Consider the following 24,164-nt stretch of genomic DNA (forward strand, 5'->3'; position numbering starts at 1 on the left):
TGAAATGGGCGCGGAGACACCCACAGCGTTCCACCCACTCGGCTTGCGCGCCGTGAGTGGAACGCTGTGGGTGTCAAACGGGCGCTGAGGNGTGAAGGTGGTCCAGGCGGCGGGGGTGAAGGTGAGGACCGGGCCTGCCGGGTCCTTGCTGTCGCGTACGGCGACCAGGCCGGGCAAATTGTCGGCAACCTCGACGCACTCGCCCCCGTTGCTGCCACTGCGGGTGCTCTTGCGCCATTGGGCGATGGTCAGATCAGCCATGGTGAACCTCCCCGATGATCTTGTCGATCAACCGTCTCGACAGCCCTTGGTCGAGAGCAAGCTCATCGATGCTTGCCCAGACTTTCTCATATGCGGCGAGTTCCTGGGGCCGGTCAAGATACAGCGCGCCGGTCCACGACTCGCTGTAGACGACAGGCGGCTCGGGTGTTGCCCGGTTGCCTGGCGGGAACGCCAGCATGACGAAGGTTCCCGCTTCAACGCCTCGATGTAGTCCGGCCATGAGTGGTAGCACGCGAACGGAGATGTTCGGCCTCTCGCTCAGGGTCAGCAGGTGGCGTAGTTGCCCCACCATCGTTGCGCTGCTCCCAACGACGCGCAGCAGCGCTGCCTCGGAGAGGACGACGCTGCAACGTGGAGCGGGCGGCAGTCGACGAGTCAGCAAAGTTTGGCGTTGCAGCCGAACCTCGACCAGCCGTTCCCGATCCTCGTCGCTGACCTCGTGTCGGTGCTGGTAGACCGCGTGCGCATACTCCCTTGTCTGCAAGAGACCCGGAACCATCGCGTCGTAGTAGAACCTGAGCCGGTGGGCCGCCTGTTCCAGGCTCACGTACAGCTCGAACCAGTCCGGGATGGCGTCGCCGTAGGCGTGCCACCAACCCTTCGCCTTCGTCTCGCTCGCCAGGGCGGTCAGCGCGCCGGTCAACTCCGCGTTCGCGTCGTAGAGCTGGCACATCGCCCGCACGTCCACCCCGCGCACCGACCCGAGACCGCTCTCGATCCGCCACACCTTCTGCCGGCTGCACTCCAGCGCTTCGGCCGCCGCGTCGAGCGTCACCCCGGCTTCGGCGCGCAACTGCCGCAGCGCCCGGCCGAGCTGCCGTCGCGGCACCGTCGAACCCATGTCCTCGGCCAACGATCAACGCCTCCATCCCATTTTGCAACACTCGGAATACCTCCTCCGGAATGCATATCCGTCATGCAGAAATAAGTCAAGAATCGGGGGCGTGAAGCGTTGCGCCTATGCTGGCCGCGCCGCAGGATGACCAGCGCGGATGTCTTTTCCTGGCGGTTTTCGGAAATAGGAGTGGTGTTCTCGTGCGCGTATTCTGGGAATCCCATGGGTGAGCGGTTCGTGGCGCATCTGCCGTTCAGCGCGAGCGACCTGCCCGCCGCGCGTCGGTTCGCCGGCACGCTGGCCCGTTCGGTGAGCTTCCTGTCCGAGGTGGACGCCGGTGAGGTCACCGTCAGCTTCGAGGACGAGCAGGGCGTACGCCATCTGGTCTTCTGTGACCTGCCGCTGCCCGACCGCAGCCGGTGCCGGCGCCGGGTCGATCACGACGGGCCCTGCTCGCCGAGGCCGCCGCGGTGAGCGACGTGACGCCCTGCCCGGAGTGTGCCGGCACCGGCTGCCCGCGCTGCCACTGGCGCGGCCGCCGCCGCGCGCAGCTCCTGCTCACCGTCGCCAACACCGACACCGGCGCGGTCGCCTCCCACCGGGTGACGCCCGCCGACCTCGCCCCCCGACCGGATGCGGCGGGTGCCGTGGTGGCCGACCTGACCCCTCGGGTACGCGCCCTCGCGTCCACCGTCGCGGTCGCGCTCGACCCCGAACCGGTGCTGGTACGCCTCCCGCCGGCCTGGCGTCCCGAGCTGCCGGCCGCCGAACGGTACGCGCTGGCGGCGGCGGCCCTCGCCGACGCGGCGCGCCGACCGTGGCGGCTCTGGCTGGGCGGGACGGCCGCAGCGGCGCCGGTGGACCCGGGCACCCGGCTCGCGCGGCTCTGCCACCTGGCCGACCTGCTCCTGCTGGACCTCGTCGCGACGGTGCGCCGCCGCGCCGGCCGTCCGTGGTGGACGGTGCGGTACGAGGTGCCCGGCTCGCCGGTGCCGGACGGCCCGGTGGAGGGCGCACCCGACCTGGCGACCGCGCTGCTCCGCACCGACGCGGCGGCGGCGCTGGCCGGGCTCACCGAACGGGGGCTGACCGCGCCGGCCCGGCTGCTCGACCCCGTTCCGCCGTGCCCCGGGGAGCGCGCTCCGCTCCTCGGCCCGGTCCCGCCGCCCGTCGACGTCGAGCGGATCGAGCGACGCGTCCTCGCCGAACTGGTCGAGTCGACCGGCACCGGGCGGCCCGGCGCGCAGGCGGTGTGGCGGGACGGCCGCTGGTGGTACACCGGTCTGCGCCGGGCCGACGGCGGGCCCTCCACGCCGGCACCGGGTCGGGGCGCAGGGCCGTGCGCGGTGGCACCGGGTCGGGGCGCAGGGCCGTCCGCGCCGGCACCGGGCCGGTTCGGCGGGCCGTCCGCGATGGCCCTGGGCCGGGTTGCCGAGCCACCCGGACCGACCCGGCTCGGGGAAATGATGCCTGGCCGTGCCTGCCCGGACTGCCGGTCGGTGGGCCCGACCCGGGACTGCCGTTGCCGTGCCGCCGGCCCGGTCCCGGTCCTGCCGCGCTCGGACCCCATGCCCGCGTCGAGCCCGACGCCGGTCGAGGGCTGCGACCGCTGCGGCGGCACCGAGCGACGACGCTCGGCGCTACGCTGCGCCACCTGCGGCGGGAGCCGCCGACTGCACCGGGCGGTGCTGGTGACCATCACCGACCTGCGGCACCGGGTGGTGCACCTGACCTGGCGGGGCGGCGCACCCGAGGCCACCCGCACGGTGACCACCACCCCGGACGGCCGCGCGGTGGTCCAGCTCCCCGAACGCTATCGGCTCGGCGCGTGGGCGCGCGTCTTCGGCGTACCCCCGGAGGAGCTGGCGGAGGCGGACGGCGGCCATCCGATTCCCCGCGCGCTGCGCGACGGATGCGTCACCCTGCCCTGGGTCGGTGCCGACCCGGTGAGGGAGTACGTGCGGCAGGCCGGCGGCGGCCTGCCCGCCGGGCGGCTCGTTGTCACCGCCACCCGCCCGGCGGCGCCGCCACCGGGCGAGCTGATCCGGCTCGTGCTCGGCCTCGACCTGGCGCTGCACGTCGGCGTGCTCGACCTGCGGCAGCACGCCGGCCACCCGCTCCGGCCGGACGGCCGCTGGTGGTCGGCCCAGGTACGACCGCGCGACGCGCCGGTGCACCCGGACGACCTGCCCACCCGGCCCAGCCTCGCGGCGGCGCTCGCCGACTGCCTCGCCGACCTCGCCGACGACGTGGGCGAGCTGGTCCCGACCGACCCGGACGAGTCGCTGCCGGCGCCCGGCGCGCCGGCCCGCGCACCGGCTGCCAATCCGCTGCCGGAGCTGGCCCGGCTGGCCGCCGAGCACCCGGGGCGGGCGGTGACCCTGCGCGTCACGCGTGCCGGTCGCACCGTCCACCGGCACGACGACGACGGTGTACGCCTAGTTGGGCAGGGCGGCTAGGCCGGCCAGCAGCTCCCAACGCTCGGCGTCGGTGAGCACCGCGTACGCCGGCTCGTCGCGGCGGTCGGTGTCGGCCTCGATCGCCGCGCGTTCCGGCCCGTCCGGCAGCGCGCGGATCCCGTCGGCGGTCAGGCCGGCCGCCCGCCACGCGGCCCGGTGCGCGTCCGCGCGGTGGTGCCGCAGCGAGCCCAGCCGAGTGACCAGCAGCAGTGACGGGGAGGCGTCGGCCGGCTCGTACGGCGGGGACATGGCCCGGAACGCCGGCCCGCNCCAGCACCCGACCGACCAGCTCCGCCAGCCGGGGCACGATGCCCAGGCCCGGCAGCACCCCGGGCAGGGTGGCCCACAGTTCCTCGGCGGCCTCGCCGCTGGCCCGCTGCGCGTACGACGTCAGCTCCCGGCCCAGCTCGGTCAGGTGCCAGGCGCCGTCGTCGTCCCGGACGAAGATGCCCTGCCTCAGCTCCCGGCTCAGGTTGTTGTCGGTGTAGACCAGGCCGTCGGCGAACGCGTCGGCGGGGATCGGCCGGGCCAGTACGCCGGAGAAGAAGCTGTTCTCCGCGCCGAGGTCGCAGCCGCGTTCGGCGTAGAACGCCTCCATGCGTGGGCGGGCCGCCCAGCGTGCGCCCCCGTAGACGCGGTCGATCGCCGGTCGGACCAGTCGCGCGTAACTCACCGTCGTCTCCACGTCGCCGGACCCTACCCGGCGGGGCGGGNCGGTCAGCAGCGCACGACGGAGCTGGACCGGTACGACCATCCCGGGGTCACCACCAACAACACCTCGTGGTGCCAGTAACGGAACGTGATCTGGCGGAGGTGGCCCCGGTCCCAGGAGATGGCCTGCCCGACGTACCGCTCGGCGTCGGACGTCGTCGGATAGCGGTCGACGGTGCTGGTGCAGGCCGCGGTGCCGAATCCGTCGGTCGTCGGGACCTGAGTGCTGGACACCAGCGCGTCGCCGGAGCACCGCGCCACGTAGCTGTTCCGGTAGTACCAGGTCGAGCCGCTGAGTTCCTGCACCATCCAGTAGCGGTAGGTGTAGCCACCGTTGGACCGGTTGCCGATGCGTGACCAGGTGAGGGCGAGCGGGCGGCCGACGCCCGGCGGTTGGCTGAAGCCGTCGGCGTAACAGAGCGGATCGGCGGCCAGCGCGGCGGGCCGGGCGGACGCGGGCGTCGGCAGTGCGGTGGGGACGGCCAGGCCCAGGAGCAGGCCGAGCATCAGCAGCAGCGCGCACGGGCGACGGCCGCAGAGGGGGAGTGGGGTGTGGCGGCGGGACACGGGTCACCTCCGTTGGTGGTACGTGCCCGCATTATAGGTGAGCGTCGATGCCCTGGTGGGTGGATGTTAAGAAGGGGCCCCGCCTATACCGCAGGCGTTAAGCGGGGGCCCCTCCTTACTACTCGGGGACGCGGCGGTAGGCGCCGTCGCTGGCCGAGGTGGCCATCGACGCGTACGCGCGCAGCGCTGCCGACACCGGGCGCTGCCGGTCGAGCGGGGTGTAGGGGCGGTCGCGCTTCTCCTCGGCGACCCGGCGCGCGGTCAGCTCGTCGGCCGGCACGTTCAGCTCGATCGAGCGGCCCGGGATGTCGATGACGACCTCGTCGCCGTCGCGCACCAGCGCGATCAGCCCGCCGGAGGCCGCCTCCGGGGAGACGTGTCCGATGGACAGGCCGGAGGTGCCGCCGGAGAACCGGCCGTCGGTGAGCAGCGCGCAGGAGCGGCCCAGCCCCCGGCCCTTGAGGAACGAGGTGGGGTAGAGCATCTCCTGCATGCCGGGGCCGCCCTTCGGGCCCTCGTACCGGATCACCACGACGTCCCCGGCGACGATCTCCTTGGCGAGGATGGCCGACACGGCGTCGTCCTGCGACTCGAAGACCTTGGCCGGGCCGCGGAAGGTCAGGCACTCCTCGGGCACGCCGGCGGTCTTCACCACGCAGCCGTCCGGCGCGAGGTTGCCGTGCAGGATGGCCAGCCCGCCGTCGGCGCTGTACGCGTGTTCCCGGTCCCGGATGCAGCCGCCGGCCGCGTCGGTGTCCAGCGACGACCAGCGGTTGGTGGTGGAGAACGGCTCGGTGGTGCGCACCCCGCCGGGGGCGGCGTGGAACAGCTCGACCGCCTCCGCTCGCGGCGAGCCGCCGCGCACGTCCCAGTCGGTCAGCCACCGGTCCAGGTCGGGGGAGTGCACCGCGTGCACGTCGCGGTGGAGCAGCCCGGCGCGGTCCAGCTCGCCGAGGATGGCCGGGATGCCGCCCGCGCGGTGCACGTCCTCCATGTGGTAGTTCGGCGAGTTCGGGGCGACCTTGGCCAGGCACGGCACCCGGCGGGAGACGGCGTCGATGTCGGCCACGTCGAAGTCCAGCTCCGCCTCGCGGGCGGCGGCGAGCAGGTGCAGGATCGTGTTGGTCGACCCGCCCATGGCCACGTCGAGGGCGACGGCGTTCTCGAACGCGGACCGGCCGGCGATGGAGCGGGGCAGCACCGAGGCGTCGTCGCCGTCGTACCAGCGCTTGGCGATCTCCACGACGGTGCGGCCGGCCTCGACGAAGAGCGACCGGCGCGCGGCGTGGGTGGCCAGCGTCGACCCGTTGCCGGGCAGCGCCAGGCCGATCGCCTCGGTCAGGCAGTTCATCGAGTTGGCGGTGAACATGCCGGAGCAGGAGCCGCAGGTCGGGCACGCGGAGCGCTCGATCTCGCCGAGCTGGTCGTCGGTGACCGCCTCGTTGGACGACGCGATCATGGCGTCGATCAGGTCGATCTTGCTGTGCACGACGCCCTCGATCGCCACCGTCTTGCCGGCCTCCATCGGGCCGCCGGAGACGAACACGGTCGGGATGTTCAGCCGCAGCGCGGCCAGCAGCATCCCCGGCGTGATCTTGTCGCAGTTGGAGATGCAGACCAGCGCGTCCGCGCAGTGCGCGTTGACCATGTACTCCACCGCGTCCGCGATCAGCTCGCGGCTGGGCAGCGAGTAGAGCATCCCGCCGTGGCCCATGGCGATGCCGTCGTCCACGGCGATGGTGTTGAACTCCCGACCCACCCCGCCGGCCTCGGCCACCGCGTCGGCGACCAGGCCGCCGAGGTCCTTGAGGTGGACGTGACCGGGTACGAACTGGGTGAAACTGTTGGCGATGGCGACGATCGGCTTGCCGAAGTCGTCGTCGGTCATCCCGGTGGCCCGCCACAGGGCCCGGGCGCCGGCCATCGTCCGACCGTGGGTGGATGTCCTCGACCGCAGCTCAGGCATGCGTACCAGTCTGACACCGCCGCCCCGGCGGGTGTCGGTCGTGCACCCTGTGTCCCAACAGTTGCACATCCGGTGCCCCACGGAGCGCGGGAATCCGGCAGAGTTGAGCCGTGCAGTCGTCCCCGTGGATGGTCATCGTCGCGGCGTCGAGCGGGTTCGTCGCGGCCGGCGCCACCGCGCTGCTCGTCGCGTCGGCCCGCCGTCGCACCGGCCCCCGCCGCCAGGTTCACATGTTGCTGGCCGTCGCCGCCGGGGCCGCCCTGCTCAGCCTGCTGCTCGGCCTCGGCGGCCTGCTGACGGCCGGGGACCACTGGGCGCACCGGCAGGGCCAACGGACCGGGTGGGCCACGCTGGTCGCGGTGACCACCACGCTCGCCGGCCTCAGCCTCGGCGCCGCGCTGCTCCGGTTGCCCGGCGCGGCCGCGACCCGGGCCGCGACCGCCCGGCTCCTGCTCGACGGCCTGATCATGGCCACCTCGCTCTGGTTCGTCGGCTGGGTGGCGTTCAGCGCGCCCACCCGGCTGTTCGGCGCGGCCACCCCGGCCGCGTGCCTGCCCATCCTGCTGGCCACCGTCAGCACCGCGCTGACCACCGGGCTGACGTTGATCCTGGTGCCGCGGGCCGCCCCGCCGCGCGGCTGGCTGATCCTGCTCGGGGTCGGGACGATCGCGGTGACCGTCGGCGGGCTGGGCGTGTCGGCCGGGCTCTGCCAGAGCGGCCCCGGCATGCTGTCGGCCGGCGCCGCGGTGACCGTCGCCGGCCTGCTGGCCACCGCCGTCGCCGGGCGCAAGGCCGACCGGACGCAGTTCGACGTCGACCTCATCCGCCGCGACGGCGAGTACGCGTTCGCGCCGATGTTCGCCATGGCCGCCTCCGCGATGTACCACCTGATGCAGGGCGGCCGGTTCGACGGGTACGGCATCGTGGCGGGCAGCATCGAGGGGTTCGCGCTGGTGACCCGGCAATATCTGGCCCTCAACGACGTCCGCGGCTACGCCGCCCGGCTGGCCGAGCGGGAGGCGCACTTCCGTGAGCTGGCGCACACCGACCCGCTCACCGGTCTGGCCAACCGGCGTGGCCTGCTGCGCGCCCTGCACCGGTGCGCCGACTCCGGCGAGCCCTGCGTGCTGCTCGGGCTCGACCTGGACGGCTTCAAGAACGTCAACGACATGCGCGGGCACGACGTCGGTGACGCGGTGCTGGCCGAGGTGGNGACGAGTTCGCGGTGCTGATGCACGGCTCGGCCGAGCCGGGGCCGGTGGCCGACCGGCTGCTCGGCGTGCTCGGCCGCCCGTACGAGGAGGCGGACGGGCCGGTCTTCCTCTCGGTCAGCATCGGGGTGGCCGGCAGCGGCGGGGACCACGACGTCGAGTTGCTGCTGCGCAACGCCGACCTGGCGCTGCGCTACGCCAAGCAGCGGGGCAAGAACCGGGTCGAGCGCTACGACGCCACGTACGACCAGTTGCTGAGCCGGCGTACCCGGCTGGAGCACGAGCTGCGCGGCGCGATCGAGCGCGACGAGCTGCGGCTGGTCTTCCAGCCGGTGGCCTCGCTGCCCTCGGTCCGCCCGGTCGGCGCGGAGGCGCTGCTGCGCTGGCGTCACCCGGAGCTGGGCAACGTGCGGCCGGACGAGTTCATCCCGCTCGCCGAGGAGTGCGGGATGATCGCCAAGCTCGGCGCCTGGGTGCTGCACCAGGCGTGCTACCAGCTCTCCCGCTGGCTGGCCGAGGGGCACGACGTCTGGGTGTCGGTGAACGTCTCCCCGCGCGAGCTGCACGCCCCGCAATACGTGGTGCAGGTCGCCGACGCGCTGCGCGCCCACCACGTACCGCCGCAGCGGCTGGTGCTGGAGGTGACCGAGCACGCGGTCGCCACCGACCTGGACGAGTTGATCCGGCGGCTCACCGCGCTGCGGCGGACCGGCGTACGGATCGCGCTGGACGACTTCGGCGCGGGCTACTCCTCCCTCGGGCAGCTCCGCCGCCTGCCGATCGACATCCTCAAGATCGACCACAGCCTGGTGGCCGAGCACGAACCGGTCCGGCCGGTCGACCGGGACGGGCCGGCGTTCGCCCCGATGGTCGACATCGTCATGCGCCTGGGCCACCAGCTCGGCCTGGAGGTGATCGCCGAGGGCGTCACCAACCCGACGGAGCTGGCCGCCGTGGTGGCCGCCGGTTGCCGGTTCGGCCAGGGCGCGCTCTTCGGCTGGGGCGTGCCGGCGGAGCACCTGGAGGCGATGCTGGAGGCGGCCACCTCGCCCGGCAACCGGTCCGCCTCGATCCCGTCGGCGCCGCCGCCCCCGCCGGCGCGTACGCCGTCGCCGCTGCTGCCCCGGCTGCGCAACAACCCGCCCGCCCCACGCCCCTCGACGGACGCGTCGCCGCAGGTGGGACCGGCCGTGGAGGGGTCGCAGGTGGCCGACACGCCCACGTCCGTGGACCAAAATGTGGGATCAGTTGACTCATCGCGTGAGATGCGTCAGGCTTAGCCGCATGTCGTCGAACCGGTCGCTGCGAGTACTTACCTGAGCGCACTCTCCTCCCGAGAGTGCGCTGGCCCCGTGCATCCTGCACGAGGGCTTTTTTGTTGCCGTCGGACCATCGCCGGGACGCCCGCGTCCCATCCTGACAACCGCGTCACCCACTCACAGCCGAAGGCCTGAACCGCCATGACGAGACCCACGCCAGAGACGCTCGCCCACACCGCCCGGCGGGCCCGACCGGGCGCCGGCGCGGCCGGCGACCCCGACCACGCCCCCGCACCCCGGGCCGGTGCCGCCCCGGCCGCGAGCCGGGCCGTCCCGGCCGCCCCGGAAGGCGCCCCCACGCCGGTACGGCAGCCCGCCACCGCCCAGGTCTCCGGCGCCGGCTCGCTGGTGCGGTCGCTCGAGGCGCTCGGCGTCGACGTCGTCTTCGGCATCCCCGGCGGCGCGATCCTGCCCGCGTACGACCCGCTCTACGACTCCACGGTCCGGCACATCCTGGTCCGTCACGAGCAGGGCGCCGGGCACGCGGCCACCGGGTACGCGCAGGCCACCGGCCGGGTCGGCGTCTGCATCGCCACCTCCGGCCCGGGAGCGACGAACCTGGTCACCCCGATCGCCGACGCGTTCATGGACTCGGTGCCGATGGTGGCGATCACCGGTCAGGTGGCCCGGCCGATGATCGGCACCGACGCCTTCCAGGAAGCCGACATCCAGGGCATCACGCTCCCGATCACCAAGCACAACTTCCTGGTGCAGACCGCCGAGGAGATCCCTCAGGTGCTGGCCGAGGCGTTCCACCTGGCCTCGACCGGTCGGCCCGGCCCGGTGCTCGTCGACATCCCGAAGGACGTCCTCCAGGCGGAGGTCACCTTCTCCTGGCCGCCCACGCTGGAGCTGCCCGGCTACCGGCCCACGCTGCACCCGCACGGCAAGCAGATCCGCGAGGCGGCCCGGCTGATGTCCGCGGCCCGCCGCCCGGTGCTCTACGTCGGCGGCGGCGTGCTCAAGGCCGGCGCCACCGAGGGGCTGCGCCGGCTGGCCGAGCTGACCGGGATCCCGGTGGTCACCACGCTGATGGCGCTGGGCGCGTTCCCCGACTCGCACCGCCAGCACCTGGGCATGCCCGGCATGCACGGCACCGTCGCCGCGGTCTACGGCCTGCAGAAGGCCGACCTGATCGTGGCGCTCGGCGCCCGCTTCGACGACCGGGTCACCGGCAAGCTCGACTCGTTCGCGCCGGACGCCACGGTGGTGCACGCCGACATCGACCCGGCCGAGATCGGCAAGAACCGGCACGCCGACGTCCCGATCGTGGGGGACGCGCGGCACGTCATCGACGAGTTGATCGCGGCGGTCACCGCCGAGCGGGCCGCCCACCCCGCCACCGACCTGGCGGACTGGTGGACCCAGCTCGACGACCTGCGCGAGCGCTACCCGCTCGGCTACGAGGAGCCGGCCGACGGCACGCTCTCCCCGCAGTACGTGATCAAGCGGCTGGGCGAGATCGCCGGCCCGGACACGATCTACGTGGCCGGTGTGGGCCAGCACCAGATGTGGGCCAGCCAGTTCATCTCCTACGAGAAGCCGCAGACCTGGCTCAACTCCGGCGGCCTGGGCACCATGGGTTACGCCGTGCCGGCGGCGATGGGCGCCAAGGTCGGCCGGCCCGACACCACCGTGTGGGCGGTCGACGGCGACGGGTGTTTCCAGATGACCAACCAGGAGTTGGCCACCTGCGCGTTGGAGGGCATCCCGATCAAGGTCGCCGTGATCAACAACGGCAACCTGGGCATGGTCCGGCAGTGGCAGACCCTGTTCTATGGGGAGCGCTACTCCAACACCGAACTGGGCACGCACAAGCACCGCATCCCGGATTTCGTCAAGCTCGCCGAGGCGCTCGGATGCGTCGGGCTGCGCTGCGAGAACGCCGCCGACGTGGACAAGACCATCGAGGCGGCGATGGCGATCACCGACGCCCCGGTGGTCATCGACTTCACCGTCGGCAAGGACGCGATGGTGTGGCCGATGGTCGCCGCCGGCACCAGCAACGACGAGATCATGTTCGCCCGGGGCGTCCGCCCGGACTTCGACGAGAATGACGTTTAGTCATGACCGAATGCACCGAGCGCAGCGAGGGCCATGAGGGCATGACGAGGACGGCACAGTCATGACCGAATGCACCGAGCGCAGCGAGGGCCATGAGAGCATGACGAGGAAGGCACTGCTATGACGCTGCACACGCTCTCCGTGCTCGTGGAGAACAAGCCGGGTGTCCTGGCCCGGGTGTCCGGGCTGTTCTCCCGGCGCGGTTTCAACATCGACAGCCTCGCCGTGGGCGAGACCGAGAACCCGGACGTCTCCCGGATCACCATCGTGGTCAACGCGGAGTCCTCGCCGCTGGAGCAGGTGACCAAGCAGCTCAACAAGCTGGTCAACGTACTCAAGATCGTCGAGTTGGACCCGCAGGTCTCGGTGGCCCGGGAGCTGTTGCTGGTCAAGGTCCGCGCGGACCGCGCCGCCCGCGCCCAGGTGCTGGAGACGGTCGGCCTGTTCCGCGCCCGGGTGGTCGACGTCGCGCCGGACACCCTGACCATCGAGGCCACCGGCACCCCGGACAAGCTCGACGCGCTGCTGCGCGACCTGGAGCCGTTCGGCATCAAGGAGATGGTCCAGTCCGGCACGGTGGCGATCGGGCGCGGCTCCCGCGCCATCACCGCCGGCCCGGCGCTGCGCGCCGCCTGATCCCTGCAGGTGCGGCGCTGCGCGCCGCCTCATCCGCGATCCACCAGTTTTTCGACGGGCCGACGGGCACCGCCGGTAGGAAAGGGAAGTCAATGAGCGTTGAGGTGTTCTACGACGACGACGCCGACCTGGGTCTGATCCAGGGCCGCAAGGTCGCCGTGATCGGGTACGGCAGCCAGGGCCACGCGCACGCGCTGTCGCTGCGTGACTCCGGTGTCGACGTGGTGATCGGCCTGCCCGTCGGCTCGAAGAGCCGGCCCAAGGCCGAGGAGCAGGGCCTGCGGGTGCTCACCCCGGCCGAGGCGTCGGCCGAGGCCGACGTGATCATGATCCTGGCGCCGGACACCGCCCAGCGCGGCCTCTACGCCGAGTCCGTCGCGCCGAACCTGGCGCCGGGCAAGGCGCTCTTCTTCGGCCACGGCTTCAACATCCGGTACGACCTGATCAAGCCGCCGGCCGAGGTGGACGTGGCGATGGTGGCGCCGAAGGGCCCGGGTCACCTGGTCCGCCGCCAGTACGTCGACGGCAAGGGCGTGCCCTGCCTGGTCGCCGTCGAGCAGGACGCCAGCGGCAACGCGTTCGGCCTCGCCCTGGCGTACGCGAAGGCGATCGGTGGCACCCGCGCCGGTGCGATCAAGACCACGTTCACCGAGGAGACCGAGACCGACCTCTTCGGTGAGCAGGCGGTGCTCTGCGGCGGCGCGGCGGCGCTGGTGCAGACCGGCTTCGAGGTGCTCACCGAGGCCGGCTACGCCCCCGAGGTGGCCTACTTCGAGTGCCTGCACGAGCTGAAGCTGATCGTCGACCTGATGTACGAGGGCGGCATCGCGCGGATGCGCTACAGCATCTCCGACACCGCCGAGTACGGCGACCTGTCCCGCGGCCCGCGCGTCGTCGACGCCCGGGTCAAGGACGAGATGCGCAAGATCCTCGGCGAGATCCAGTCCGGCGAGTTCGCCCGCGAGTGGGTGGCCGAGGACGAGGCCGGCCGGCCGAACTTCGCCAAGTGGCGGGCCGAGGGCGCGGCGCACCCGATCGAGGAGACCGGGCAGAAGCTGCGCGCCATGATGAGCTGGGTCGACCGGCCCATCACCGAGACCGCCTGAGCCTCACCCCGCGCGGCCCGCGCACCGACCGCTCTCCCCGGCGTCGGTGCGNCCTGCTGGGAGCGGGTGAGCCACGCCTCGTCCGGCCCGGCCTGCGTGAACGGCGGATGACGGGCGTGCGACAACGCTGTGTGAGGGCGCTCACCCGGCACTGCGGGACCCGGAGGGCGTACCGGCACCTACCATCCTTGGTGTGGTGCCCCGGCGCACCCGACGGCCATGGCACGCATCGGCGCAGGGCGCAGCGCGGCGTCCCGACGCCCCAGGCCGACCGACACCGAGCGTCTACGAGGACCGATGAATCCTGTCGTACTGATCGCCGAAGAACTCGCCCCCGCCGCCATCGAGGTGCTCGCGCACGACTTCGACGTGCGCCACGTGGACGGCACCGACCGCCCGGCTCTGCTCTGCGCCCTCGCCGAGGCCGACGCGGTGATCGTACGCAGCGCCACCCAGATCGACGCCGAGGCGGTCGCGGCGGCGCCCCGGCTCAAGGTGGTCGCCCGGGCCGGCGTCGGCCTGGACAACGTCGAGGTGCCCGCCGCCACCGCGCGGGGCGTCATGGTGGTCAACGCTCCCACCTCCAACATCGTCTCCGCCGCCGAGCAGGCCGTCGCGCTGCTGCTCGCGGTGGCCCGCAACACCGCCAGCGCCAGCGCCGCGCTCAAGGCCGGCGAGTGGAAGCGGTCGAAGTACACCGGTGTGGAGTTGCAGGGCAAGACCGTGGGCGTGGTCGGCCTCGGCCGCATCGGTGTGCTCTTCGCGTCCCGGATCGCCGCGTTCGGCACCCGGCTGATCGCGTACGACCCGTACATCCAGCCGGCCCGCGCCGCGCAGCTCGGCGTCCGCCTGGTCGGCCTGGAGGAGCTGCTGCGGGAGAGCGACTTCATCTCGATCCACCTGCCGAAGACGCCGGAGACGGTCGGCCTGATCGGCGAGAAGGAGCTGGCGATCGTCAAGCCGGGCGTCCGGATCGTCAACGCGGCCCGCGGTGGGCTGGTCGACGAGCAGGCACTGGCCGACGCGATCGCCGAGGGCCGCGTCGCCGGCGCCGGCATCGACGTGTACGCCAAGGAGCCCTGCACCTCCTCGCCGCTGTTCGCCTTCGACAACGTGGTGGCCACCCCGCACCTGGGCGCCTCCACCAACGAGGCGCAGGACAAGGCGGGCCTGGCGGTGGCGAAGAGCGTGAAGCTCGCGCTCCAGGGCGAGTTCGTGCCGGACGCGGTCAACGTGCAGGCCGGTGGCGTGGTCGCCGAGGACGTCCGGCCGTTGCTGCCGCTGGCCGAGAAGCTGGGCCGGGCCTTCACCGCCCTGGCCGGCGGGGTGGCCGCCAGCGTCACCGTCGAGGTGCGCGGCGAGATCGCCACCCACGACGTGTCGGTGCTGAAGCTCGCCGCCACCAAGGGGCTGTTCAGCTCCGTGGTGGAGGAGCAGGTCACCTACGTCAACGCGCCGCACCTGGCCGCCGAGCGGGGCGTCGAGGTCACGCTCGTCACGCCGGCCGAGACCGTCGACCACCCGAACCTGGTGACGGTGCGCGGCGCGCTGCCGGACGGCCGGACCGTCCGGGTCTCCGGCACGGTGGCTCACGCCGGGGCCCGCGACGTGCTCAAGCTGACCGAGGTGGACGGCTTCGACGTGGAGATCGGCGCCGAGGGCATCCTGCTCTTCCTGCGCTACGTCGACCGTCCCGGCGTGGTCGGCACGGTCGGCACGCTGCTCGGTGAGGCCGGCGTCAACATCGCGGCCATGCAGGTGGCCCGGCGGGAGGCCGGCGGCGAGACGTTGATGACGCTCACCGTCGACCAGGCGCTCGGCGCCGACCTGCTCACCTCCGCGGCCGACTCGATCGGCGCGGTCGCGGCCAGCGCGGCGGACCTGCGCGACGAGTAGTCCGACCAGGACTGATCGGGGCCCGGCCGGACGGCCGGGCCCTTCGTCGTGCCGGGGGAGTCAGGAACGAACCCGGACCGGCGGCGGGTAGACCGAACCGTCCTGCGCGTCGAAGAGCATCAGGTCGTGCTCGCCGGCCAGCCGCTCGATGTCCAGCAGGACCTGGTCGGGGCAGGTGGCGAAGAGGTTCATCTCGACGTGGTCGGCGGCCGCGTGCAGCGGCACGACCTCCCACGGCGTGCCGGGCCGGGACGGCCGGTCGGGGTAGCTCGCCGTGATCGCCCGGTAGAAGGCGACCACCCGCGGGTCGGGGTGCTGCTGGCTGTGCCAGCCCTCGCGGCACTGCTGCACCGCCGCCCGAACCTGGTCCGGTGTCGCCCCGTTCGGCAGGGCCCACACGCTCAGATCGAAACTCACGGCGGACAGCGTGCCATCCCCGGCCTGCCGCGTCGCACCTGCCCCACCGCGGGTCGACCCCGGGTACGTCCGCTGTGGAGACTCTTGCGTCGAGTTGCGTCGATTCGCTAGCGTACCGGTGCGGTCTGGCGGCCGATTCGCTTCCCGGCACGTCTTCGGGTGACGCGGTCGGGCGTGCGGTCCGTCGGCCCGCACCCCTCGATTGCGCGAGCCACGCGCACTCGTCGCTGACCGGCCCCCACGGTCGTTGCCGAGACCGTGGGGGCCGATCGCGGTCCACGCCCCGGGTGCGAGACGGGGCGCAGCCGCGGTCAGCGCCGGTGCGCGAAGAGCGCCCGGTAGTCCGAGCCGTCGCGGAACCAGGCCAGGCCGGCCGGTCCGGCCGCGTACAGGGCGGTGGCGTAGGCGTCGGCGACCGCGAGATCCGGGCCGACCACGGTGGCGGCCACCAGCCGGTCGGTCGGCTCCCCGGTGTGCGGGTCGACGACGTGTCCCCGCCGCCCGCTGACCCCGGAGGTGCCCACCGCGCCGGCGGTCATCTCAAGCACCAGCGGTGCGCGCCGCACCTCGGTCGGGTGGTGCACCGCGACCCGCCACGGGCCGCCGTGCGCGGCGTGGCCGCGTACCGTCAGGTCCGCGCCGCTGAGCACGGCGTAGTCGTGGACGCCGGCGGCGCGCAGCCGCGCCGCCGCCCGCTCCACCGCCCAGCCGCCGAGCAGGCCGCCCGGGTCGAAGCCACCCGGCACCGCCCAGGCGTCGAACCAGCCGTCGGTCGCGGCCCGCATCGCGGCGCAGCGGTCCACCAGGTCGGCCAGCGGCGGGTACGAGTCGGGGCTGATCTCGTCGCGGCGCAGCCGGGACACCAGGCTGTCCGGCTGGTTGGGACCGTAGGTGAGGTCGACGGCGCGCAGTTCGGCGACGGCGTCCCGGAGGGCCTCGCCGACGCCCCGGTGGCCCAGCCAGTCGGGTGCGTTGAGCAGCAGCGTGTACTCCGCGGTGGAGGTGGTCACGGTGTGCCGGACGCTGATCCGGTCGGGCGTGGTGGCGGCGGGCCGCTCGACCCGGTGGCTGCGGGCGCCGAGGCGCAGGTCGGGGCGGGGATGCCGGAACGCCGACTGGTCGACCCACCGGGTCCGGGGTTGTTCGTCCACCCAGCGGGTCCGCCGCTCCTCGATCCGCATGACACCCTGCCCCCTCGCCGGCCGCCGCCCGCGGGTCTCCCTCGACCCGTCCGCCTGACCATAAGCAGTGGAGATGACCGCACCATGAATGCCGGCTGGGAGCCTCCTGTGCGTCCGCTCGTCCCGGATGATGGAAGAGTCGTACCGGGAGGCGGGACGACGACTACCGTTGCGCTGAACGACGAGGTGAGGAGCGCCAGGTGGCACACATCGCGGTGGTGGCCGGCGACGGCATCGGTCCCGAGGTGGTCGGGCAGGCCCGCAAGGTCCTCGACGCGGTGCTGCCCGGAATCGAGGCGACAGAATACGACCTGGGCGCCGCGCGCTGGCACCGCACCGGCGAGGTGCTGCCCGACTCCGTCCTCGACGAGCTGGCCGGGCACGACGCCATCCTGCTCGGTGCGGTCGGCGACCCGACCGTGCCGCCGGGTGTGCTGGAGCGTGGCCTGCTGCTGAAGCTGCGGTTCGCCTTCGACCAGTACGTCAACCTCCGCCCGTCCCGGCTCTGGCCCGGCGTGACCGGTCCGCTCGCCGCCGTGAAGCCCGGCGAGGTCGACCTGGTGGTGGTCCGCGAGGGCACCGAGGGGCTGTACGCGGGCGCCGGCGGCAGCCTGCACCGGGACACCCCCGCCGAGGTGGCCACCGAGGAGAGCCTGAACACCCGGCACGGCGTCGAGCGGGTGATCCGCGACGCGTTCGCCCGGGCCGCCCGCCGGGAACGACGCAAGGTGACGCTGGTGCACAAGACCAACGTGCTCACCCACGCCGGTTCGCTCTGGTCCCGGGCCTTCGCCGCGGTGGCCGCCGAGCACCCCGACGTGGCCACGGAATACCAGCACGTCGACGCCGCCGCGATGTTCCTGGTGACCAACCCCTCCCGGTACGACGTCGTGGTCACCGACAACCTCTTCGGCGACATCCTCACCGACATCGCCGCGGCGGTGACCGGCGGCATCGGGCTGGCCGCCAGTGGCTGCATCAACCCGGAGGGGCGTTACCCGTCGATGTTCGAGCCGGTGCACGGCTCCGCGCCGGACATCGCCGGCAAGGGCGTCGCCGACCCGGTGGCCGCCGTGCTCTCCGCCGCGCTGCTGCTCGACCAGCTCGGCCACGCCGACGCCGCCGCGCGGGTCACCGCCGCGGTCGCCACCGAGCTGGCCGCACGTACCCCCGGGGCGCCGCTGCGCACCGAGGAGGTCGGCGACCGGCTCGCCGGCTACGCCGTAGCCTGACCGGGTCGTCCCTGTCTGGCGGCCCGGATGCGGGCCGCCAGACCTGTTTTCCGGGCCAGCTCCACCCGATTGGCATCGTCGATGTGCGGGGGCGGAGCTATCCGCTGAACGACCGTTCGGGGTAAGTTTTCTGGCACCAGTGACGTCGGCGTGCGATCCCGCACGCCGTGGGATCCGCAGTGGAGGTCAGCGCGATGAGCGGTGGTGACATGCTCGATTTCGAGATCCGTCCGAATCCCGCGCCGGTATCCGCCGCCGACCGGGCCGCCCTGCTGGCGAACCCGGGCTTCGGCCGGGTGTTCACCGATCACATGGTCACGATTCGTTACGCCGACGGCAAGGGCTGGTACGACGCCCGGGTCGAGGCGCGTGCGCCGATCCCGATGGACCCGGCCGCCGCGGTGCTGCACTACGCGCAGGAGATCTTCGAGGGCCTGAAGGCGTACCGCACCGGCGACGGGGCGGTCACCATGTTCCGGCCGGAGTCCAACGCGGCCCGCTTCGTCGCGTCCGCCCGGCGGCTGGCCATGCCGGAGCTGCCGCCCGAGACGTTCGTGGAGTCGCTGCGCCGGCTGGTCGAGATCGACCGGGAGTGGATCCCGGAGCACGAGGACGCCAGCCTCTACCTGCGGCCGTTCATGTTCGCCAGCGAGGTCTTCCTCGGCGTGCGCCCGGCCAACGAATACCTCTACTGCGTCATCGCGTCGCCGGCCGGGGCCTACTTCGCCGGCGGGGTGAAGCCGGTGACGGTCTGGGTCTCCCCGGACTACACCCGGGCGGCGCCCGGCGGCACCGGCGCGGCCAAGTGCGGCGGCAACTACGCCGCCTCGCTCGCCGCCCAGGCCGAGGCCATCGAGGCCGGCTGCGACCAGGTGGTCTTCCTGGACGCCGTGGAGCAGCGGTTCGTCGACGAGTTGGGCGGCATGAACGTCTTCTTCGTCTACGACGACGGCTCGCTGGTCACCCCGCCGCTGAGCGGCACGATCCTGCCGGGCATCACCCGCGACGCGATCCTGACCCTGGCCGTCGAGGCTGGGCACCGGGTGGCGGAGCGGCCGGTCAGCTTCGCCGACTGGCAGGCGGACGCGGCCAGCGGGCGGCTGCGCGAGGTCTTCGCGTGCGGCACCGCGGCCGTGATCACCCCGATCGGCGGCGTGCGCTTCCCGGACGGCGAGTTCCTCATCGGCGGCGAGCCGGGCCGCACCACCATGGCGTTGCGCCAGAAGCTGGTCGACATCCAGCGTGGCCGCGCCGAGGACCGGCACGGTTGGGTCACCCGCGTCCTCTGACGGTCGTACGCGTGGCCGGCGCAGCCAGGGGCGGCGCCGGCCACCCGGTCACTCCAGCAGGTGGGCGCGGAGGGCGTCGAGCTGGGCCTCGGTGACGCCGGCGTGGGCGAGGTAGCCCTCGGCCGAGCCGTGGCCGGCGCGCAGCTCGTCCAGGAACAGCTCCATCGCCTCGGCGGGGGAGGCCAGGAACGGCGGCGGCGGGTCATCCGCGTCCGGCAGCGTGGCCCGCACCCAGGCGCCGAAGCGCTCGGACGCGGCGGTGCTCAACGCGTAGTCGGCCACGATGTCGTCGTCCGGCACGCCCAGCACGGCCAGGGTGAGCGCGCAGACGATGCCGGTGCGGTCCTTGCCGGCGACGCAGTGCACCACCACCGGGGCGTTGGCGCTGTCGGCGATCAGGCCGACTGCCTCGGCCAGCCCCGCCGTGCCGGTGCGGGCCAGGTCGGCGTAGCGGTCGGCGAGGTAGCGGCCGAGGCTCACCCCGGAGGACTCGAACTGGATGGCGGCCCAGTCCTCGTGCTCGGGGTGGATGTGTCGGTAGACGAGACCGTCGTAGGCCGGCACCCGGCCGTCGCGTTCCACCTCGGTGGGGCGGCGCAGGTCGATCACGGTGCGGATGCCGAGCGCGGTGAACGCCGCCCGGTCGGTCTCGTCGATGCGGTGCAGGGAGTCGGAGCGGTAGAGCCGGTGGCGTCGGACGGTGTGCCCGTCGCGGGTGCGGTAGCCGCCGACGTCGCGGAAGTTGAACAACGCGGGGAAGGGTTTCTCCGGAGCGTCCACCCCTGACACGGTAACGGTCGGCGGGACATCCGGGTGCCCCGCCGACCGTCGGTCGGGCGTCAAACGCGGGGTGGGCCGTCCGGCGGCAGCGCCGAGTGGTTCTCGCCGTACCAGCCGCCGAGGCGGTCCCGGTACGTCGGGTCGGCGTGGCTGGTCTCGTCGTACTCCGGGGCGGCCTTGATCTGGTCCTTCTCCCGGTCGACGAAGACCGTGCGGGCGTCGTGGTCGACGTGGTTGACGGTGCCGGCCGGGAGCATCACCTTCTTGCCGAAGATCCACGGGCCGGTGTCGACCACCAGGTAGCTGTCGTCGACCTCGTGGCTCGCGCGGTCGATCTTCCCGATGCCGCCGTCGGTGGCCTCGACCTTGTAGTCGGTCAGGTCGGCGCTGGCCACCCCGGCCTCGTCGCGGTAACGCCAGGGGTCGAAACTGTCCATCTGCCCACTCCCGTCCCGGCGGCCGTGGCCGCCGCAGCGCCGCTGTTCTCCGACCGGGTTACCCACCCGGTCCGGGTGCCAACCGGACGACGCCGCGTCCCGGAATGTGGATTACGGCTCCCAGCACCCGGCGGAGGTGGCAGAGTACGGGACGTGACCAGCTTCGTCCTGATCATTAGCAGCTAGCGCGCCGGCCCACTCCCTCGCCGAGCGCGCAGACCTCCCGCATCCGCGGGGGGTCTTTTTGTTTGCTCTCCCGGGCACGAGAAGAGGACTCCGATGACCTTCCAGGTGTACGACACGACGCTGCGCGACGGCGCCCAGCGCGAGGGGCTCACCTACTCGGTGGTCGACAAGCTGGCGGTGGCCGGCCTGCTGGACGACCTCGGGGTCGGCTTCATCGAGGGTGGCTGGCCGGGCGCGGTGCCCAAGGACACCGAGTTCTTCCGGCGGGCCCGCACGGAGTTGGAGTTGCGGCACGCGATCCTGGTCGCGTTCGGCGCCACCCGCAAGGCCGGCCTGGCGGTCGAGGACGACCCGCAGGTGCGCGGCCTGCTCGACGCGCAGACCCCGGCCGTGGCGCTGGTCGCCAAGGCGGACCTGCGGCACGTCGAGCGGGCGCTGCGCACCACCGCCGAGGAGAACCTGGCGATGGTCACCGACACCGTCGAGTACCTGGTCGCCCAGGGGCGGCGGGTCTTCGTCGACGGGGAGCACACCTTCGACGGATTCCGTCACGACCCCGGCTACACGGCCGCCGTGGCGCAGGCCGCGCTGGCCGCCGGCGCCGAGCGGTTCGTGCTCTGCGACACCAACGGCGGCATGCTGCCCTCCCAGGTCAGCGCCGTGATCGCCGACCTGGTCGCGCGAACCGGGATCGCGCCGGAGCGGCTCGGCATGCACGCCCAGAACGACACCGCCTGCGCGGTGGCCAACACCATCGCCGCGGTCGAGGCCGGCGTCCGGCACGTGCAGGGCACCGCCAACGGGTACGGCGAACGCCCCGGCAACGCCGACCTCTTCGCGATCGTCGCCAACCTCCAGCTCAAGCTCGGCATGCCCGTCCTACCGGAGGGCTGCCTGGAACAGATGGTGCGGGTCTCGCACGCCATCGCCGAGATCGCCAACATCGCCCCCGACACCCACCAGGCCTACGTCGGGGCCGCCGCCTTCGCCCACAAGGCGGGGCTGCACGCGAGCGCGATCAAGGTCGACCCGTTGCTCTACAACCACGTCGACCCGGCGGTGGTGGGCAACGACATGCGGATCCTGGTGACCGAGATGGCCGGCCGGGCCAGCATCGAGCTCAAGAGCCGCGAGCTGGGCCTGGACCTGGCCGGCCATCCGGACGCGCTGTCCCGGGTCACCAACCGGGTCAAGGAACTGGAGGCCGGCGGCTGGTCGTTCGAGGCCGCCGACGCCTCGTTCGAGCTGCTGGTCCGCTCGGAGCTGCCGGGCGAGGCGCCGGCCCGGCCGTTCGGGCTGGAGTCGTACCGGGTGCTGGTCGAGCACCGCGAGGACGGCGCGGTGGTCTCCGAAGCGACCGTCAAGATCCGGGTACGCGGCGAACGGGTGATCGCCACCGCCGAGGGCAACGGCCCGGTCAACGCGCTCGACGAGGCGCTGCGGGTGGGGCTGTCCCGGCACTACCCGGANCCCGGGTGCTGGTGGAGACGGCCGGCGCCGGTCGGGACTGGACCACCGTCGGTGTGCACCCGAACGTGGTGGAGGCGAGCTGGCACGCGCTCGTCGACGCGCTCACCTACGGCCTGAGTAAGGCGGGGGCCCCGCTTAACGCCTGCGGTAGAGGAGGGGGCCCCGCTTGACGCTCGGCGCGGCGGGGTGGGGTTCACGCCGCCGGCAGGCGCAGCTCGGCCAGCAGCGCCCGGTGGTCGCTGCCGGGCACCGGCCAGGTGCCGGCGGCGCGGACCGCGATGCGCCGGTCGACCAGCACATGGTCGATGGTGACCGGCGGGATCGGGTCCCCGTCGTAGGGGCCCCAGGTGCCACCGAGCCCGGCGCCGGCCGCGTCGGCGGCGTCGGTGTAGCCGGTCGCGATCAGGTCGCGCAGGGCCGCGTGGTCCAGGGTGGCGTTGAAGTCGCCGGCCAGCACGCCGAGCCCGCCGGTCGGGGTGGCCGGCGGCTGGGCGCGCTGGTCGGTCCACCAGTCGGGCACCACGTCGACGGCGTACGGGGCGGCCGGGTGCGCCGACTCCACCCGCAGCGGCGGCGCTCCCGGCACCAGCACCGTCGCGTACGCCTGGGTGAAGAAGAAGCCCCGGTTACGGCGGTGGCCCGGATCGCGCAGCGGGTGCCGGGCGTACACGCCGGAGCCGGTGGCGCCCACCTCGGGGGTCAGCGACCGGTGCGGCAGCAGGGTGGCCAGGCCGAGCCGGTCCAGGTCGGCGGCGAGGCGCGGGGTGAGTTCCTGCACGGTGAGCACGTCCACCCGGCGCATGCGCACCAGTGTCACCAGCCTGGCCGGGTCGGCCGAGCCCAGGCGCAGGTTGGCGGTGAGCAGCCGCACGGCCGGGCCGTCGACCGTGGGCCCGTGGTCGGGGACCGCGCGGGGCGCGACCGCGCCGACCAGTGCCAGCGTGGCGAGCACCGCGACCGTCGCGGCGGCGCGGCGCCGCAGCGCGAGCGCCAGCACCACCGGGGCCGGGGCCACGGCGGCGGCGTACGGCGTGAAGGCCGTCACCAGCACGAGTGGCCCCCGTTCCAGCCCGGCCAGCCGGAGCAGCGCCCACGCGGCCACCGGCGCGACGGCCAGCCAGCACGCCGCCGTCGCCCACCGGCCGCCCCGGGTGCTGACACGCCTTGGACCGTCCACCGTGACCACGGCGGTCAGGCTACCCGCTCCCCGGGCCGCCGCGATGTCCCGTGAATCAATTTCGTGAGTCGTCGTGCGGTATCTCCTCGCAATTATCGACACGCTTTTCGATCGACGCCGACACGCGATATGCGCTATTGACCACTCCCATTTACCGGTGTTAGGTTCCACCTGGTCGTGCCGTCACGACTTGGGCAGTAAGCCCAGCTCAGACGCGATGCGCTGCGACGTTGATGTTCGCTGAACCGCCATTGTTCGCGCCTGATCGCCCGTGCCGCACCACCATCCGTCCCGCGTGCTCGAAAACGCGGGTCGGCCGTATCCTCACGGTCAGAAAAGGGAGTATGTCATGGCCACATTCTTCAAGCGAAAGGCGACGGTGGTGGCGCTCGCCGTGCTGTCCCTCACCGTGGCCGGTGGAGGGATCGCGGTCGCTGCGCAGCCGGGCGCGAAGCCCGACCGCACCGCCGTCCGGCAGGGGGAGCAGCCCGTGGTCACCGCCGCCGAGCGGCAGGCCGCGCGGGCCGCCATGGGGGCCACCGTGGCCCCGCCGGCCCCGGGCACGGTCGCCTGGGCGGTGGTGTCCTCCACCGGGGTGCTGCTCCAGCACTCCGCCAACGTGGTGTCCGCGTTCCGGTTCCCGACCAGCGGGTGGCCGGACACCAAGCCGGGGCAGTTCCAGGTGTTGCTCGACTACGACGTGAGTCAGAAGGCGTACGTGGCGACCGTCGGCACCAACGACCAGGTGAACGTGCCGCCCTCCGGCGAGATCCAGGTGGCGCCGCGGTTGCAGACCCCGAACGCGGTCTTCGTCCAGACGCGCACCTCCGACGGGATCTACTCGCCCCGGCCGTTCCACCTCGTGATCGCGAACTGACCCGGCTTGACGCACCGGCCTCCGCCACGGCGGGGGCCGGTGTCGGATTCCGTCCCGTGCGGGGCC

18 protein-coding genes and 4 pseudogenes are annotated in these 24,164 nt (G+C 73.1%); 12 read left to right on the forward strand and 10 right to left on the reverse strand.

What is annotated here, in order from left to right; translation table 11 throughout:
- Positions 1 to 78: 78 nt before the first annotated feature.
- Together B1205_RS19745 and B1205_RS19750 are read right to left on the reverse strand one after the other, a co-directional pair.
- Positions 79 to 261 (reverse strand): annotated as a pseudogene (locus B1205_RS19745) (DUF397 domain-containing protein); the annotation flags it as partial.
- Positions 254 to 1,135 carry a helix-turn-helix domain-containing protein gene (locus B1205_RS19750; protein WP_089156928.1) on the reverse strand — a complete coding sequence of 294 codons (882 nt, stop codon included), beginning with the start codon at positions 1,133 to 1,135 and terminating at the stop codon, positions 254 to 256. The gene B1205_RS19750 and the pseudogene B1205_RS19745, both read right to left, overlap by 8 nt.
- Positions 1,136 to 1,339: 204 nt before the next feature.
- On the opposite strand from B1205_RS19750, the gene B1205_RS19755 reads away from it, so the two are divergent.
- Positions 1,340 to 1,591 carry a hypothetical protein gene (locus tag B1205_RS19755; protein ID WP_089156929.1) on the forward strand — a complete coding sequence of 84 codons (252 nt, stop codon included), beginning with the start codon at positions 1,340 to 1,342 and terminating at the stop codon, positions 1,589 to 1,591.
- Positions 1,588 to 3,576 (forward strand): hypothetical protein, encoded by a 1,989-nt coding sequence (locus B1205_RS19760; RefSeq protein ID WP_140158107.1) that lies wholly within the window; start codon positions 1,588 to 1,590, stop codon positions 3,574 to 3,576. The genes B1205_RS19755 and B1205_RS19760 overlap by 4 nt, the downstream gene beginning before the upstream one ends.
- Here the strand turns inward: B1205_RS19760 and B1205_RS31855 are convergent.
- From B1205_RS31855 to ilvD, 3 genes are all read right to left on the reverse strand, one after another.
- Positions 3,556 to 3,825 (reverse strand): hypothetical protein, encoded by a 270-nt coding sequence (locus B1205_RS31855; RefSeq protein ID WP_254910053.1) that lies wholly within the window; start codon positions 3,823 to 3,825, stop codon positions 3,556 to 3,558. The genes B1205_RS19760 and B1205_RS31855 overlap by 21 nt on opposite strands.
- A 468-nt stretch (positions 3,826 to 4,293) precedes the next feature.
- A complete protein-coding gene (locus B1205_RS19770) occupies positions 4,294 to 4,854 on the reverse strand; it encodes a hypothetical protein (RefSeq protein ID WP_089156931.1) in 561 nt (186 codons plus the stop codon).
- A gap of 118 nt (positions 4,855 to 4,972) precedes the next feature.
- Positions 4,973 to 6,820 (reverse strand): dihydroxy-acid dehydratase, encoded by a 1,848-nt coding sequence (gene ilvD / locus B1205_RS19775; RefSeq protein ID WP_089156932.1) that lies wholly within the window; start codon positions 6,818 to 6,820, stop codon positions 4,973 to 4,975.
- A gap of 110 nt (positions 6,821 to 6,930) precedes the next feature.
- Here ilvD and B1205_RS19780 point away from each other — a divergent pair.
- The 5 genes and pseudogenes from B1205_RS19780 (at position 6,931) to serA (ending at position 15,052) form a co-directional block, all read left to right on the forward strand.
- A pseudogene (locus B1205_RS19780) lies at positions 6,931 to 9,311 on the forward strand (putative bifunctional diguanylate cyclase/phosphodiesterase).
- Positions 9,312 to 9,491: 180 nt separating this feature from the next.
- Positions 9,492 to 11,414, forward strand: coding sequence for an acetolactate synthase large subunit (locus B1205_RS19785; RefSeq protein WP_089156933.1), 1,923 nt, complete (start codon positions 9,492 to 9,494; stop codon positions 11,412 to 11,414).
- A 120-nt stretch (positions 11,415 to 11,534) separates the two neighbouring features.
- Complete coding sequence (gene ilvN, locus B1205_RS19790; RefSeq protein WP_089156934.1) at positions 11,535 to 12,050, forward strand: acetolactate synthase small subunit; 516 nt, start codon at positions 11,535 to 11,537, stop codon at positions 12,048 to 12,050.
- Between the two features lie 92 nt (positions 12,051 to 12,142).
- Positions 12,143 to 13,156, forward strand: a complete 1,014-nt coding sequence (gene ilvC, locus B1205_RS19795; RefSeq protein ID WP_089156935.1) for a ketol-acid reductoisomerase — start codon at positions 12,143 to 12,145, stop codon at positions 13,154 to 13,156.
- Positions 13,157 to 13,453: 297 nt separating this feature from the next.
- Entirely contained in the window at positions 13,454 to 15,052 is a 1,599-nt protein-coding gene (gene serA, locus B1205_RS19800; RefSeq protein WP_089156936.1) for a phosphoglycerate dehydrogenase, read from the forward strand.
- Between the two features lie 60 nt (positions 15,053 to 15,112).
- Here serA and B1205_RS19805 read toward each other — a convergent pair whose 3' ends face one another.
- Positions 15,113 to 15,469 (reverse strand): hypothetical protein, encoded by a 357-nt coding sequence (locus B1205_RS19805; protein WP_089156937.1) that lies wholly within the window; start codon positions 15,467 to 15,469, stop codon positions 15,113 to 15,115.
- A gap of 311 nt (positions 15,470 to 15,780) precedes the next feature.
- Positions 15,781 to 16,650 (reverse strand): FAD:protein FMN transferase, encoded by an 870-nt coding sequence (locus B1205_RS19810; protein WP_089156938.1) that lies wholly within the window; start codon positions 16,648 to 16,650, stop codon positions 15,781 to 15,783.
- Positions 16,651 to 16,850: 200 nt separating this feature from the next.
- On the opposite strand from B1205_RS19810, the gene B1205_RS19815 reads away from it, so the two are divergent.
- Complete coding sequence (locus B1205_RS19815; RefSeq protein ID WP_089156939.1) at positions 16,851 to 17,882, forward strand: 3-isopropylmalate dehydrogenase; 1,032 nt, start codon at positions 16,851 to 16,853, stop codon at positions 17,880 to 17,882.
- A 194-nt stretch (positions 17,883 to 18,076) separates the two neighbouring features.
- The gene (locus B1205_RS19820; protein WP_089157103.1) at positions 18,077 to 19,171 is read left to right on the forward strand and encodes a branched-chain amino acid aminotransferase; all 1,095 of its coding nucleotides are present in this window, start codon (positions 18,077 to 18,079) and stop codon (positions 19,169 to 19,171) included.
- Between the two features lie 48 nt (positions 19,172 to 19,219).
- Here B1205_RS19820 and B1205_RS19825 read toward each other — a convergent pair whose 3' ends face one another.
- Together B1205_RS19825 and B1205_RS19830 are read right to left on the reverse strand one after the other, a co-directional pair.
- Positions 19,220 to 19,960 (reverse strand): tyrosine-protein phosphatase, encoded by a 741-nt coding sequence (locus B1205_RS19825; protein ID WP_089156940.1) that lies wholly within the window; start codon positions 19,958 to 19,960, stop codon positions 19,220 to 19,222.
- 50 nt (positions 19,961 to 20,010) lie between these two features.
- Positions 20,011 to 20,388: a hypothetical protein gene (locus B1205_RS19830; RefSeq protein WP_089156941.1), complete on the reverse strand. Its 378-nt coding sequence runs from the start codon at positions 20,386 to 20,388 to the stop codon at positions 20,011 to 20,013.
- Between the two features lie 279 nt (positions 20,389 to 20,667).
- Here B1205_RS19830 and cimA point away from each other — a divergent pair.
- Both cimA and B1205_RS33460 read left to right on the forward strand, forming a co-directional pair.
- Positions 20,668 to 22,041 (forward strand): annotated as a pseudogene (cimA, locus tag B1205_RS19835) (citramalate synthase); the annotation flags it as partial.
- A gap of 3 nt (positions 22,042 to 22,044) precedes the next feature.
- A pseudogene (locus B1205_RS33460) lies at positions 22,045 to 22,214 on the forward strand (alpha-isopropylmalate synthase regulatory domain-containing protein); the annotation flags it as partial.
- Positions 22,215 to 22,237: 23 nt separating this feature from the next.
- Here the strand turns inward: B1205_RS33460 and B1205_RS19840 are convergent.
- On the reverse strand, positions 22,238 to 23,230 hold the full coding sequence (locus B1205_RS19840; RefSeq protein ID WP_441338518.1) for an endonuclease/exonuclease/phosphatase family protein: 993 nt from the start codon (positions 23,228 to 23,230) through the stop codon (positions 22,238 to 22,240).
- A 340-nt stretch (positions 23,231 to 23,570) separates the two neighbouring features.
- On the opposite strand from B1205_RS19840, the gene B1205_RS19845 reads away from it, so the two are divergent.
- A complete protein-coding gene (locus B1205_RS19845; RefSeq protein WP_089156942.1) occupies positions 23,571 to 24,098 on the forward strand; it encodes a hypothetical protein in 528 nt (175 codons plus the stop codon).
- Positions 24,099 to 24,164: the final 66 nt, after the last annotated feature.

This window comes from Micromonospora sp. NBS 11-29, assembly GCF_002140155.1.
Lineage (GTDB): Bacteria > Actinomycetota > Actinomycetes > Mycobacteriales > Micromonosporaceae > Micromonospora.